The sequence below is a fragment of the Serinicoccus sp. JS2-9 genome, assembly GCF_059025165.1.
In genome coordinates this window covers 260,734-272,935 of record NZ_CM180091.1, presented here as the reverse complement: position 1 = coordinate 272,935, position 12,202 = coordinate 260,734, and the positions used below count along the sequence as shown (strand labels likewise).

At 73.1% G+C, this 12,202-nt stretch carries 15 protein-coding genes; 11 read left to right on the top strand and 4 right to left on the bottom strand.

Features of this window, described 5'->3' with window-relative positions; genetic code table 11:
* Positions 1-35: 35 nt before the first annotated feature.
* Genes ygfZ through AC5PYY_RS01385 form a run of 4 tightly spaced genes read left to right on the top strand, consistent with a single transcriptional unit; the run spans position 36 to position 2,894 of the window.
* The gene (ygfZ, locus tag AC5PYY_RS01400; protein ID WP_493898042.1) at positions 36-1,052 is read left to right on the top strand and encodes a CAF17-like 4Fe-4S cluster assembly/insertion protein YgfZ; all 1,017 of its coding nucleotides are present in this window, start codon (positions 36-38) and stop codon (positions 1,050-1,052) included.
* Between the two features lie 55 nt (positions 1,053-1,107).
* The gene (locus AC5PYY_RS01395) at positions 1,108-2,124 is read left to right on the top strand and encodes an asparaginase (protein ID WP_493898041.1); all 1,017 of its coding nucleotides are present in this window, start codon (positions 1,108-1,110) and stop codon (positions 2,122-2,124) included.
* The gene (dtd, locus tag AC5PYY_RS01390) at positions 2,121-2,555 is read left to right on the top strand and encodes a D-aminoacyl-tRNA deacylase (RefSeq protein WP_493898040.1); all 435 of its coding nucleotides are present in this window, start codon (positions 2,121-2,123) and stop codon (positions 2,553-2,555) included. Before AC5PYY_RS01395 ends, dtd begins: the two co-directional genes overlap by 4 nt.
* A gap of 9 nt (positions 2,556-2,564) precedes the next feature.
* Positions 2,565-2,894 carry a DUF2516 family protein gene (locus tag AC5PYY_RS01385; protein ID WP_493898039.1) on the top strand — a complete coding sequence of 110 codons (330 nt, stop codon included), beginning with the start codon at positions 2,565-2,567 and terminating at the stop codon, positions 2,892-2,894.
* On the opposite strand, the gene AC5PYY_RS01380 is transcribed toward AC5PYY_RS01385, so the two are convergent.
* Positions 2,895-3,845: a class I SAM-dependent methyltransferase gene (locus AC5PYY_RS01380; RefSeq protein WP_493898038.1), complete on the bottom strand. Its 951-nt coding sequence runs from the start codon at positions 3,843-3,845 to the stop codon at positions 2,895-2,897. It lies immediately after the preceding gene.
* 54 nt (positions 3,846-3,899) lie between these two features.
* On the opposite strand from AC5PYY_RS01380, the gene mshA reads away from it, so the two are divergent.
* The 3 genes from mshA to AC5PYY_RS01365 are packed head-to-tail and all read left to right on the top strand — an operon-like array spanning position 3,900 to position 6,476.
* Complete coding sequence (mshA, locus tag AC5PYY_RS01375) at positions 3,900-5,195, top strand: D-inositol-3-phosphate glycosyltransferase (protein ID WP_493898037.1); 1,296 nt, start codon at positions 3,900-3,902, stop codon at positions 5,193-5,195.
* Positions 5,188-5,703: a type III secretion system chaperone family protein gene (locus AC5PYY_RS01370; RefSeq protein WP_493898036.1), complete on the top strand. Its 516-nt coding sequence runs from the start codon at positions 5,188-5,190 to the stop codon at positions 5,701-5,703. The genes mshA and AC5PYY_RS01370 overlap by 8 nt, the downstream gene beginning before the upstream one ends.
* A 17-nt stretch (positions 5,704-5,720) precedes the next feature.
* Positions 5,721-6,476 (top strand): phosphoglyceromutase, encoded by a 756-nt coding sequence (locus AC5PYY_RS01365; protein WP_493898035.1) that lies wholly within the window; start codon positions 5,721-5,723, stop codon positions 6,474-6,476.
* Between the two features lie 160 nt (positions 6,477-6,636).
* On the opposite strand, the gene AC5PYY_RS01360 is transcribed toward AC5PYY_RS01365, so the two are convergent.
* A complete protein-coding gene (locus AC5PYY_RS01360) occupies positions 6,637-7,320 on the bottom strand; it encodes a winged helix-turn-helix domain-containing protein (RefSeq protein WP_493898034.1) in 684 nt (227 codons plus the stop codon).
* Positions 7,317-8,588, bottom strand: coding sequence for a sensor histidine kinase (locus AC5PYY_RS01355; RefSeq protein ID WP_493898033.1), 1,272 nt, complete (start codon positions 8,586-8,588; stop codon positions 7,317-7,319). The genes AC5PYY_RS01360 and AC5PYY_RS01355 overlap by 4 nt, the downstream gene beginning before the upstream one ends.
* Before the next feature lie 188 nt (positions 8,589-8,776).
* Here AC5PYY_RS01355 and phoU point away from each other — a divergent pair, with 188 nt between their 5' ends.
* Positions 8,777-9,475 carry a phosphate signaling complex protein PhoU gene (phoU, locus tag AC5PYY_RS01350; RefSeq protein ID WP_493898032.1) on the top strand — a complete coding sequence of 233 codons (699 nt, stop codon included), beginning with the start codon at positions 8,777-8,779 and terminating at the stop codon, positions 9,473-9,475.
* A gap of 34 nt (positions 9,476-9,509) precedes the next feature.
* Here the strand turns inward: phoU and AC5PYY_RS01345 are convergent, their stop codons facing one another.
* Positions 9,510-10,058, bottom strand: coding sequence for a hypothetical protein (locus AC5PYY_RS01345; protein WP_493898031.1), 549 nt, complete (start codon positions 10,056-10,058; stop codon positions 9,510-9,512).
* A gap of 278 nt (positions 10,059-10,336) precedes the next feature.
* Here AC5PYY_RS01345 and AC5PYY_RS01340 point away from each other — a divergent pair, with 278 nt between their 5' ends.
* From AC5PYY_RS01340 to ispF, 3 genes are read left to right on the top strand one after another with little or no spacing between them, the layout of a single operon-like run.
* Positions 10,337-10,819 carry a CarD family transcriptional regulator gene (locus AC5PYY_RS01340; RefSeq protein WP_405036237.1) on the top strand — a complete coding sequence of 161 codons (483 nt, stop codon included), beginning with the start codon at positions 10,337-10,339 and terminating at the stop codon, positions 10,817-10,819.
* Between the two features lie 5 nt (positions 10,820-10,824).
* Complete coding sequence (gene ispD, locus AC5PYY_RS01335) at positions 10,825-11,634, top strand: 2-C-methyl-D-erythritol 4-phosphate cytidylyltransferase (RefSeq protein WP_493898030.1); 810 nt, start codon at positions 10,825-10,827, stop codon at positions 11,632-11,634.
* The gene (gene ispF, locus AC5PYY_RS01330; protein WP_493898029.1) at positions 11,631-12,119 is read left to right on the top strand and encodes a 2-C-methyl-D-erythritol 2,4-cyclodiphosphate synthase; all 489 of its coding nucleotides are present in this window, start codon (positions 11,631-11,633) and stop codon (positions 12,117-12,119) included. Before ispD ends, ispF begins: the two co-directional genes overlap by 4 nt.
* Positions 12,120-12,202: the final 83 nt, after the last annotated feature.

Sequence of the window (12,202 nt, the reverse complement as noted above, 5' to 3'; positions counted from 1 at the left end):
TGCGGACCCCGCCGCGACCGAGGAGAGCGACCGCCATGACCGTGCTGCTGGACCGACCCGGTGCCGTCGACGGCACGGAGGTGGACGCCGGGGTGGCGGCCCACTACGGCAACCCGCACCGGGAGCAGCGACTGCTCGAAGAAGGGCTGGCCGTCGTCGACCTCTCGCACCGCGGCGTGGTCACGGTGACCGGGCCGGACCGACTCAGCTGGCTGCACTCCCTGACCACCCAGCAGCTCTCCGACCTGCCGCCACGCCGCTCAGCGGAGACCCTGATCCTCTCGCCGAAGGGACACGTCGAGCACGCGCTGCACGTCGTCGACGACGGCGAGACGACGTGGCTCACCACCGAGCCCGGCGCCGCTGCGGCGGTGGCCGGGTGGCTCGACTCGATGCGCTTCATGCTGCGGGTGGAGGTCGCCGACGTCTCCGAGGGGTATGCCGTGCTCGGGGAGCCCGTCGCGCGCGAGTCGGCCCCGGGGGAGCCGCTGGCGTGGGTCGACCCGTGGCCCGGCCCGGTCGGCGACACCTTCTGCTACGGCCCCGAGGGTGCGGCGCACCCGGGTGCCGTCCGCGCCTGGCGCGAGCTGATCGTGCCGCGCGGGGAGCTCGACGCCGCGGTCGGCGACCGACCGCTGGCCGGGACCTGGGCGGCCGAGGCGCTGCGGGCCGCGGCCTGGCGCCCCCGGGCCGGCGTGGACACCGACCACCGGACGATCCCGCACGAGCTCGACTGGCTGCGGACCGCGGTGCACCTGCACAAGGGCTGCTACCGCGGCCAGGAGACGGTCGCCCGGGTCAAGAATCTCGGCCGCCCGCCCCGGCGCCTGGTCTTCCTCCACCTGGACGGCTCGGGGCACGTCATACCGGAGCCGGGTGTCGAGCTGACGCCGCTGGACGGCGGGCGAGCGGTGGGTCGGCTGACCACGGTGGCGCGCCACGCGGACGACGGCCCGATCGCGCTCGCTCTCGTCAAGCGCAACCTCGACCCCGGTATGACGCTGCTCGCCGACGGCACCTCCGCCGCTCAGACCGAGATCGTCGGCTCCTGAGATCGACGCCGGGTGCCTCGGCGGCAGGTCGGCGGTCCTGGCAGGATGCCTCTCCATGGCAGCCGTGACCCAGCACACCTCCCGCTCCCCCCTCGCCGACGCACCCGTCGTGGCCGAGGTCGTGCGCAACGGCGTCGTGGAGTCGCTGCACCACGGTGTCGTGGCGCTGACCGGCGCCGACGGCGCGGTGGACGTCGCGGTCGGGCCTGTCGGTGCGCCGATCCTGCCCCGCTCCTCGTTGAAGCCGCTGCAGGCGATCGCCATGCTGCGGGCGGGTGCGGACCTCGACGGCGAGCTGCTCGCCCTCGCCTGCGCCAGCCACTCCGGGGAGGAGCGCCACCTGGAGGGCGCCCGCCGCATCCTGGCCGCCGCGGCCCTGGAGGAGTCCGCGCTGCAGAACACCCCTGACCTCCCGCTGGACGAGGAGCAGCGCCGCGCCTGGATCCGGGAGGGCAACCCGCCCACCTCGCTGGCGCAGAACTGCTCCGGCAAGCACGCCGGGATGCTCGCGGCGTGCGTCGCCTCCGGTTGGGACCTCGAGACCTACCGCGACCCCGGTCACCCGTTGCAGCGCCTCGTGGTGAGCGTGGTCGAGGAGTTCGCCGGCGAGCCGGTCGCGGCGTCGACGACGGACGGCTGCGGGGCCCCGGCGCTCGCCGTCTCCTCCGCGGGTCTGGCGCGGGCCTTCGGCCGGATCGCGGCTGCGGCGCCCGACACCGAGGCGGGGCGCGTCGCCGCCGCGATCAGGTCGCACCCGGAGTTCCTGGGCGGGACCGGCCGCGACGTCACCGAGCTCATCCGCGGCGTCCCGGGCCTCATCGCCAAGGACGGTGCGGAGTCGGTGTATGCCGTGGGTCTGGCCGACGGACGCGGGCTCACCGTGAAGATCACCGACGGCGGGGAGCGGGCCCGGGTCGTGGTGACCGCCGCCGTGCTGCGCGGGGCGGGGCTCGAGGCGCTCGCGCCGGACGTGGCAGCCACCCTGACGGCCCTCGAGGCCCGGGCGGTCGTCCGTGGCCATGGCGAGCCCGTGGGGCAGATCCGTGCGGTGCTTCCCGAGGTCGACCGGTGAGGGCGGTCCTGCAGCGGGCCGTCCGGGCGCGGGTCACGGTCGAGGGCGAGGTGGTCGGCGAGATCACCCGGCCCGGCCTGGTGGCGCTGGTGGCTGCGACCCACGACGACGGTCCGGCCGACGTCGAGACGACCGCCCGCAAGATCGCCGAGTTGCGCATCCTGCGCGACGAGCGCTCGGTGTCGGACACCGGTGGTGCCGTGCTCGTCGTCAGTCAGTTCACGCTCTACGGCAGCACCCGCAAGGGGCGTCGGCCCTCCTGGGGAGACGCCGCGCCCGGCCCGGTCGCGGAGCCGCTCGTGGACGCGGTCGTGGCCGATCTGCGCCACCGGGGCATCGAGGTCGCGACCGGCCGCTTCGGGGCGATGATGGAGGTCGAGCTGGTGAACGACGGGCCGTTCACGGTGATCGTCGACACCCGCGACGCGTAGGCTGGGGCCATGCCAGCCATCTACCAGGCTCAGAGCCTCATTGAGATCGTCATCGGGGTCGCGCTCTTCGGGATGATGGCGTGGGCCCTGGTGGACTGCGCGCGGACCCGTGCCGACGCCTTCCCCGCCGCGGGCAAGCGGACCAAGCAGTTCTGGTTGCTGCTGACCGGCGGGGCCACCCTCCTGGGGTTCCTCTTCATGTTCAACCCCCTCAACCTGTTCAACCTCATCGCCATCGTCGCCGCCGGCGTATACCACGCGGATGTGCGACCAGCCTTGAAGTCCGTGCAGGGGCGAGGCAACGGCGGGAACCACATGGGGCCCTACGGCCCCTGGTGATCAGCGGCTCGGCGCCACGGCCGACCAGTCCACGGTCAGCTCGCCGAGCCGCCAGCGCGCCACCCCGTCACGCACGGGCCAGCCGGCCTCGCGCAGCTCGCGGACCGTCGCCACGAAGCGCTGCCGGGCGCCGAAGCTCGCCAGCGGCGCCGACCGCTCCCAGGCCCGCTCCAGCGCACCCATGAGGTCGTGGACCGGCTCGCCCGGCACGTTGCGGTGGATGAGCACCTTGGGGAGTCGCTCCGCGACGACCGAGGGGGACTCCAGCCCGGCCAGGCGCCACGAGAGCGTCAGCGTGCGGGGCTGCGGCATCGGGTGTGTGGCCCCCGATCTGCGCGGGCCCGCCGCGCGCGAGCCGGTGCCGGTTGACCCGGTGCCGGTCGGGTCCGCGCCGACGCCGCCCGAGCCAGCGCCGCCAGAGTCCACCTCGTCGCCCCGCCGCACGTCCACCCACGCGGCCAGCCGTCCCAGCTCGTCGCAGGTGCCCTCCACCAGCGCGCCACCGGGGGCCAACCGCCCGACGACCTGCTCCCAGGCGGGGGCCACCTCGCTCTCGTCGTACTGCCGCAGCACGTTGAAGGCTCGCACCACCGTCGGGGCCGACGCCCCGACCTCCGCCGGGAGCGGCACCTCGAAGCCCCCGAGCACGAAGTCCACCCGCGGCGGGTCGGCCACCGCACGCCCGCGCTCGACCCGCTCGGGGTCGATCTCCACCCCGACGACCCGCACGTCCTGCCGGACCCGGCGCAGCCGCTCGGCGAGCTCGAGCACCGTGACGGGCGCTGCGCCATACCCGAGGTCGACGACGACGGGGGGACGACCGGGCGGGGCGGCGCGCAGCACGCTGCCGAGCGCGTGGCCGATCCAGCGGTCCACCCGCCGCAGCCGGTTGGGGTTGGTGGTGCCACGGGTGATGGCGCCGACAGGGCGGCGAGCGGGACGGGTGGGCACGGGGCCAGACTAGGGCGGCGGTCCACCCGCGTGGGCGCGTGCCACACTGGCGCGGTGAGCGCCGACCCCGACCCTCCCACGGCGCCCATCCGGCGGGTCGCGATGGTCTCGCTGCACACCTCGCCGCTGGAGCGTCCGGGCACCGGCGACGCCGGCGGCCTCAATGTCTACGTCGTCGAGACCGCCACCCGGCTGGCCCGCCGCGGCATCGAGGTCGACATCTTCACCCGGGCCACCAGCGCGCGGCAGGAGCCGTCGGTGGAGCTCGAGCCCGGCCTGGACGTCGCCGTGCACCACGTCGGTGCCGGGCCCCTGGACACCGTCCCCAAGGGCGACCTGCCGGGGCACCTGTGCGCCTTCGCCGACGACCTGTCCCGGCACGTCGCGGGGCTGGCGGAGGGGCACTACGACGTCCTCCATGCGCACTACTGGCTGTCCGGCCAGGTCGGGGGGCTGACCGCGCGGCGCTTCGACGTCCCGCTCGTGCAGACGATGCACACCATGGCGCGCGTCAAGAACCGTGCGCTCGCCGCGGGTGACACGCCCGAGCCGGCCGAGCGGATCGCGGGGGAGCAGCAGCTGGTCGATCAGGCGGACGCGCTCGTGGCCAACACGCCCGCCGAGGCACGCGAGCTCATCGACCTGTATGCCGCTGCGCCGGGCAGCGTCCACGTCGTCCCCCCGGGGGTGGCGCTGGAGACCTTCCGCCCCGGTGACCGGGGCGCGGCGCGGCGCGAGGTGGGGCTGGCGCAGGACGCGGTCGTCCTGCTCTTCGTGGGCCGTATCCAGCCGCTCAAGGGGCCGGACGTGCTGGTGCGCGCCGCCGGGGAGCTGGTGCGGCGGGACCCGTCGCTGCAGAAGCGGCTCGTCGTCGCGGTCCTCGGGGGGTTGTCCGGCTCGGGGGTGACGCGCCCCGAGGCCCTGCACCGGGTCGCGGAGGAGGAGGGGGTCGCCGACCTCGTCTCCTTCGGGCCACCCGTCGGGCGGGAGGAGCTGGCCACCTGGATGCGGGCGGCCGACCTCGTCGCGGTGCCGTCGCACAACGAGTCCTTCGGGTTGGTGGCGATCGAGGCGCTCGCGTGCGGCACCCCCGTGGTCGCTGCGCGCGTGGGCGGTCTGCCGCTCGCGGTCGGCGAGGCCGGGGTGCTGGTGGACGGGCACGCACCGGAGGACTGGGCGGACTCCCTACAGGGGGCGCTGGACCGGCTAGACGCTCCGGGGGAGCGCGAGCGGTGGTCGACCCAGGCGGTCCACCACGCCGAGCGCTACTCGTGGGAGCGGACCGTCGACGCGCTGCTCGCGGCCTATGCTGCGGCGGTGACCACCCGCCGAGGAGGACGCCATGGATGAGTCGGCCGTGACCACGCTGCGCGAGCACCTGGACGCGCTGGAGGTGGACTGGGAGCAGGGGACCCGGCCGGGCGAGACCGTCGTCGCCCTCCCCGGCGAGCGCAAGCTGCGCACGGTCCTCTCGCTCGTGGTGGGGGAGCGGGCGGTCGAGCTGCGCGCCTTCGTCATCCGCAACCCCGACGAGAACCACGAGGGGGTCTACCGCTACCTCCTGCGGCGCTCGTTGCGACTGCCCGGCGTCGGGTATGCCGTGGACGCCAGCGGCGACGTCTACCTCACCGGGCGGGTGCCGCTGGCCGGGCTCTCGGTCGAGACGCTCGACGAGCTGCTCGGGGCCGTGCTCGCGGCCTGCGACGAGCCCTTCAACGAGCTGCTCCGGCTGGGTTTCTGGACCTCGATCCGGCGCGAGTGGGCCTGGCGGCTGGACCGCGGCGAGTCGACCGCCAACCTGGAGGCCTTCCGGGCCGAGCTGGAGGCGCTGACCGACTCCGAGGGCGAGCACCCCTGATCGGTAGGGTGGGCGGTATGAGCGAGGCCGCATACACCTTGATCCTGCTGCGCCACGGCGAGAGCCAGTGGAACGAGAAGAACCTCTTCACCGGATGGGTCGACGTCGACCTCACCCAGACCGGGCACGAGGAGGCGCGCCGGGCCGGCGAGCTGCTGCGCGAGGAGGGGCTGCTGCCGGACGTGCTGCACACCTCGCTGCTGCGCCGCGCGATCACCACCGCCAACTCGGCCCTCGACGTCGCCGACCGGCACTGGATCCCGGTGCACCGGCACTGGCGGCTCAACGAGCGCCACTACGGCGCGCTGCAGGGCCTCAACAAAGCGGAGACGCGGGACAAGTACGGCGAGGAGCAGTTCATGCTGTGGCGCCGCTCCTTCGACACCCCGCCGCCGCCGATCGAGGACGACAGCGAGTTCTCCCAGGCCGGTGACCCGCGCTACGCCGACCTCGGCGACGACCTCCCGCGCACCGAGTGCCTCAAGGACGTCATCGCGCGGATGCTGCCCTACTGGGACTCTGACATCGTGCCCGACCTGCGCGAGGGCAAGACGGTGCTCGTCGCCGCCCACGGCAACAGCCTGCGCGCGCTGGTCAAGCACCTCGACGGCATCAGCGACGAGGACATCGCCGGGCTCAACATCCCGACCGGCATCCCGCTGCTCTACGAGCTCGACGCCGACCTGCAGCCGCTCACCCGCGGCGGCCGCTACCTCGACGCCGACGCCGCCGCCGACGCGATCCAGCAGGTCGCCAACCAGGGCAAGAAGTAGTCACCACCCACCCCGTCGCACCCCGACTGGCCGCGCGATATGCCGTGACTGGCCGCGCGGTATGCCGTGACTGGCCGCGCGGTATGCCGTGACTGGAGTCGCGGTATGCGGTGACTCCACCGCATACCGCGCGGTCAGTCACGACATCTCGCGCGGTCGGTCAGCTGGTCTCGAACTTGTAGCCCAGTCCGCGCACGGTGAGGATGTGCTGCGGGTTGGAGGGCTTGGGCTCGATCTTGGCGCGCAGCCGCTTCACGTGGACGTCGAGGGTCTTGGTGTCGCCGACGTAGTCGCTGCCCCAGACCCGATCGATGAGCTGGCCGCGCGTGAGCACCCGGCCGGCGTTGCGCAGGAGCATCTCGAGCAGCTCGAACTCCTTGAGCGGCAGCGACACCGGCTCGCCGTCGACGGACACGGTATGCCGTTCCACGTCCATGCGGACCGGTCCCGACTCGATCGTGGACGGAAGCAGCTCCTCGGGTTCGCTGAGGCGGCGCAGCACCGCCTTGATCCGGGCCAGCAGCTCGCGGCCGGAGTAGGGCTTGGTCACGTAGTCGTCGGCGCCGAGCTCCAGGCCGACGACCTTGTCGACCTCGGAGTCCTTGGCGGTGAGCATGATGACGGGCACGCTGGAGCGCTGGCGCAGCGCCCGGCAGACATCGACGCCGGACATCCCGGGCAGCATGAGGTCGAGCAGCACGAGGTCGGCGCCGTTGCGGTCGAACTCGGCCAGCCCGTCGGTGCCCGTGCCGGTGATCGTGACGTCGTAGCCCTCCTTCTCCAGCAGGTAGGAGAGCGGGTCGGAGAAGGACTCCTCGTCCTCCACCACCAGGATGCGGGTCATCGGGTCACCTTTCCTCGGGGCTGGCTGGGCTCGTCGGTCCGGGCGGACGAGGCCGGCAGGGAGTCGCCGTGGGCCGGGTCGGGCACGCGGGCCGGGCGGCCCTGCCGGTAGGGGGCCGGCGAGCCGACGGGACGGCTGTCGTCGACGGCCGGGAAGCGCATGGTGAAGGTCGCCCCCTGCGTCTCCTCACTCCATACCGTCACCCCGCCGCCGTGGCCCGCGCAGATGTGCTTGACGATCGAGAGTCCGAGCCCGGTGCCCCCCGTGCGGCGCGACCGCGCCGGGTCGACGCGGTAGAAGCGTTCGAAGATGCGCTCCTGGTCCTGCGCCGAGATGCCGCGACCCTGGTCCGAGACCGACACCTCGACCTGGTCACCGGCACGCCGGGTGACGACCCCGACGCGGGTGCCGTCCTCGGAGTAGGCGATGGCGTTGGTCACGAGGTTGCGGACCGCGGTGGTGATGAGCTCGCGGTCGCCATAGATCCGCAGCTCCTCGGGACGACCCGCCGGCGCGGCGACCACGGTGCGGGTGCCGGCCACCAGCCGCGTCTGCTCGACCGCGTCCGCGGCGCAGGCGGCCACGTCGACCACGACCATGTCGGCCAGCAGGTCGTTGGTCTGCAGGCGGGAGAGGTCGACGATCTCGCTGACCAGCCGCGTGAGCCGCTCGGTCTCGGTCTTCATCCGGCCGGCGAAGCGGGCCACGGCCTCGGGGTCGTCGGCGGCGTCCCCGACCGCCTCGGCGAGCAGCGCCAGCCCACCGACAGGGGTCTTGAGCTCGTGGCTGACGTTGACGACGAAGTCGCGACGGACCTCTTCGACGCGCCGGGCCTGGGTCCGGTCGTCCACGAGCACGAGCACGAGGTCGTCCCCGAAGGGCGCGGCCCGGACGCCGAGCAGGACCCGGCCTGCGCCGATCGGCCCGCGGGCGAAGTCCAGCTCCTCCTCTAGCACCGCGCCGGTGGCCATGACCTCGCCGGCCAGCTCGCGCAGCCGCGGGTGCACCAGGTCGTCGCCGCGGACGAGACCGAAGGCGAGGGCAGCACCGGTAGCGGTCCGGACCCGGGTGGCCTCGTCGACGACGATCGCGCCGGAGCGGAGCACGCTGAGCACCTCCTTGGCGCCCTCGGGCACGGTGTCGGCGGTGTCGTCCACGGCGTCGCCAGCAGCGGGGGCGTGCTCCGCGCTGCGGACCAGCCACCAGACGAGGGCCGCGAGGAGCAGCCCGAGGGCCGCTCCGAGAAGGCCCGCGCTCAGGGGTGTCACATGACCAGCCTAGGGTGGTGCGACGACCGGTTCATGCATGGAGGGTGCCACGGCGGTGACCGGGCGGGCCACTATTCATCTGGTCGTCTCCAGCCGTTCATGTCACCCTGTCACCGTCACACGCTGGTGGCGGCTGTCCGTGGGCCGGCACCGACTCACACCAGCCGTCGCGAAAGGGGCAGATCACCGTGCGCAGTGCCTTCCAGGAGGAGCTCGACCTCATCAGCGAGCAGCTGGTCGAGATGAGCCGCCTCTCCGCCACCGCGCTCCAGCGGGCCACCCGGTCGCTCATGGAGACCGACCTGACGCTGGCCCAACAGGTCATCTCCGACGACCAGCTCATCGACGCCCTCCGCCGTGAGCTCGACAACCGCGCCATCGACGTGATCGCCCGGCAGCAGCCGGTGGCGACCGACCTGCGGCAGATGGTGACCGCGTTGCGCATGAGCAGCGACCTCGAGCGCAGCGGCGACCTGGCGCGGCACGTCGCGAAGCTCACCCGCCTGCGCTACCCCGCGCACGCCCTGCCGGCCGGGCTCCGCCCGATCTTCGCCGAGATGGCGACCACCGCCGAGGCGATGATCCTGCGCGCGGGGGAGATCATCGGTACCAAGGACGCCGAGGGCGCCTCGGAGCTGATGAAGGCCGACGACACCATGGACCGGCTGCACCGCGAGGTCTTCCAGGCGCTGCTCGACCCGGGTGCGCAGCACGCCGCCCAGGTCACCGTGGACGCGACCCTGCTCTCCCGCTACTACGAGCGGTATGCCGATCACGCCGTCTCCGTGGCGCTGCGCGTGGTCTACCTGGTCACCGGGGTGTGGCACGACGAGCAGCTCCCGGGCGACAACGACCCGGTCCGGACCGCGGTGCCGCGAGACGCCTGAGCCACCGCTCTGCGTCGCCGACGTTGAGCCCTGGTCAGTGGTCTTCGTCGTCCTCGTGATCGGCGTGGGGCTCGACGGTGCCGCCGGCTTCGTCGGCGAACTGCTCATAGGGCCCCTGCGGCAGCAGCACGGGCGTGTCGGCGGAGAGGGTCTCGCTGCCCGTGCTGAGCCGCACCTCGACGTTGACCCCGGCGGGGGTGTCGAGCGCCGGCATGGTGAGCGGCTCCCCCGGGGTGCCGTCGGCGGAGGTGCCGTCGAGGCGCAGCGAAGAGTTGGGCTCGACGGTGACCTCGGGCGACAGGCTGGTCCCGGCGGCGGTGATCGCCACGGTGACCGGCTCGTCGGTGAGGTTGAGCACGGCCCCCGACACGACGGCGGGAGCGCCGTTGCCCTGGCTGACCACCAGCAGGTCGCGGACGCCGATCTCGGTGCCGTCGGCCTGCACCCCGTCGGCGGGGGCGTAGGTCAGCGTCGTGGCCGCCGGGGAGTTGACCGAGCATCCGGAGAGGACGAGGCCGGCAGAGGCGGCGACAGCCAGCAGCGCGGCGCGGCGACGGGCGTGGGAGGTCGGTGCAGTGGTCACGGAGACAGCCTAGCGTCCAGGGCCGACGAACCCCGCCTGGTATGCCGCAGCCACCGTTCGCGCGCGCCTCGATCAGGCGCCGCGCGACCACCGGGCAGCGTGACCGGCCAGCGCCGCACCACCTGTCACATGCGGCTCGCGCGTGCGGGCGCAAGGGTGCGTGATGCATACGCTGAGCCGCTTGTCAACCCCCTGACCAGCGGAAATGGCAGTCGTGTGATTACGTGACGTCCACCACGCGTGGTATTCTGGAGGTCCGCGAAAGGGGCTTAACCACGATGTCGTTCAAGGTCGGAGAGACGGTTGTCTACCCCCACCACGGGGCCGCTCTCATTGAAGAGATGAAGACTCGAACCATCAAGGGCGAGGAGAAGCTCTACCTCAAGCTCAAGGTCGCGCAGGGTGATCTCACCATCGAGGTCCCTGCCGACAACTGCGACCTCGTCGGAGTGCGCGACGTGGTCGGCAAGGAAGGTCTGGACAAGGTGTTCGCCGTGCTGCGCGCGGAGCACACCGAGGAGCCGACCAACTGGTCTCGCCGCTATAAGGCCAACCTCGAGAAGCTTGCCTCCGGCGACGTGATCAAGGTGGCCGAGGTCGTTCGCGACCTGTGGCGTCGCGACAAGGACCGGGGGCTGTCCACCGGCGAGAAGCGGCTGCTCTCCAAGGCACGCCAGATCCTCGTGAGCGAGCTCGCGCTCGCCGAGAAGACCAACGAGGACACCGCCGAGGCCACCCTCGACGAGGTCCTCGCCTCCTGACTCAGATGACGGCCGACGTCGCCCCTGGCGGCGTCGGCCTCGTCGTGGTCGCGGCCGGTCTCGGCGCCCGCCTCGGGGCGGGTATGCCGAAGGCACTAGTGCCCGTCGGCACCTCACCTGGGGCGCGCCCGCTGGTCTCGCACGCCCTCGACCGCGCGTTGGAGACGTCGGGGCTCACAGCCGTCGTCGTCGTCGCTCCGCCCGGTGAGGGCATGGAGCAGATCCGCGCCGCGCTCGACCTCTCCCCCCACGAATTCGACCACGGCTTGTCGCGCCATGGCACCACAACCCATGGTCGAATTCGACGGTCGGCCGGGGTCTCGGTGGCCGTGGTCGCCGGCGGAGCGGAGCGTGCCGACTCGGTGGCCGCCGGTCTCGCCGCGCTGCCCGACGACGTCGGCATCGTGCTGGTCCACGACGCGGCCCGGGCCTTCACCCCGACGGCGGTCTTCGATCGTGTGGTCGACGCCGTGCGCAGTGGTCACGCCGCGGTGATCCCGGCCGTGCCCGTCGTCGACACCATCAAGCAGGTGCAGCAGGACGTGTCCGGTGACGTCGAGACCGTCGTCTCCACCCCTGATCGCGCCGGGTTGCGCGCTGTGCAGACGCCGCAGGGCTTCCTCCGGGAGACCCTCGAGCGGGCGCATGCCGAGAGTCGAGGCGCGGTCACCGACGACGCCGGGATGGTCGAGGTCCTCGGCGGCAGGGTAGCCGTCGTGACCGGTGACCACCGGGCCTTCAAGGTGACCACCGCGCGCGACCTGGAGGTCGCGGCGGCGATGGTCGAGGAGGAGGCGGGGGAGGTGGACCGATGAGCACGCTCTGGCCGCGCACCGGCGTCGGTGTCGACGTCCACGGGTATGCCGCGGACGAGCGCGCCCTGTGGCTCGCCTGCCTGGAGTGGCCGGGGGAGCGGGGGATCGAGGGGCACTCCGACGGCGACGTCGCCGCCCACGCCGCGTGCGACGCGCTGCTGTCGGCGGCCGGGCTGGGCGACCTGGGGTCGGTCTTCGGCACGGACCGGGCCGAGATGGCGGGCGCGAGTGGCACGCAGATGCTCGGGCATGTGCTCGGGATGCTGCGCGACGCCGGCTGGGGCGTCGGCAACGTCGCGGTGCAGATCATCGGCAACCGACCCAAGGTGGGGCCGCGACGGCAGGAGGCGACGGCCGCCATGTCGGCCGCTCTCGACGGTGCCCCGGTGTCGGTGAGCGCTACGACGACCGACGGCCTCGGGCTCACCGGACGCGGCGAGGGCCTCGCCTGCGTCGCGACCGCGCTCGTGGTGCCCCTCGTCTGACTCGCCCACGCGACAGCCGGTGCGCATGAGCAGCCCGGGCGTCCTCAGACACGGGTCAGGGCATCTGCGTGAAGCACCTTCGG

Excerpts from the sequence above, each read along its gene's own strand:
- ygfZ (WP_493898042.1), top strand. The coding sequence starts at position 36 with ATGACCGTGCTGCTGGACCGACCCGGTGCCGTCGACGGCACGGAGGTG.
- AC5PYY_RS01395 (WP_493898041.1), top strand. The coding sequence starts at position 1,108 with ATGGCAGCCGTGACCCAGCACACCTCCCGCTCCCCCCTCGCCGACGCA.
- AC5PYY_RS01385 (WP_493898039.1), top strand. The coding sequence starts at position 2,565 with ATGCCAGCCATCTACCAGGCTCAGAGCCTCATTGAGATCGTCATCGGG.
- AC5PYY_RS01370 (WP_493898036.1), top strand. The coding sequence starts at position 5,188 with ATGGATGAGTCGGCCGTGACCACGCTGCGCGAGCACCTGGACGCGCTG.
- AC5PYY_RS01365 (WP_493898035.1), top strand. The coding sequence starts at position 5,721 with ATGAGCGAGGCCGCATACACCTTGATCCTGCTGCGCCACGGCGAGAGC.
- AC5PYY_RS01360 (WP_493898034.1), bottom strand. The coding sequence starts at position 7,320 with ATGACCCGCATCCTGGTGGTGGAGGACGAGGAGTCCTTCTCCGACCCG.
- AC5PYY_RS01340 (WP_405036237.1), top strand. The coding sequence starts at position 10,337 with ATGTCGTTCAAGGTCGGAGAGACGGTTGTCTACCCCCACCACGGGGCC.
- ispD (WP_493898030.1), top strand. The coding sequence starts at position 10,825 with ATGACGGCCGACGTCGCCCCTGGCGGCGTCGGCCTCGTCGTGGTCGCG.
- ispF (WP_493898029.1), top strand. The coding sequence starts at position 11,631 with ATGAGCACGCTCTGGCCGCGCACCGGCGTCGGTGTCGACGTCCACGGG.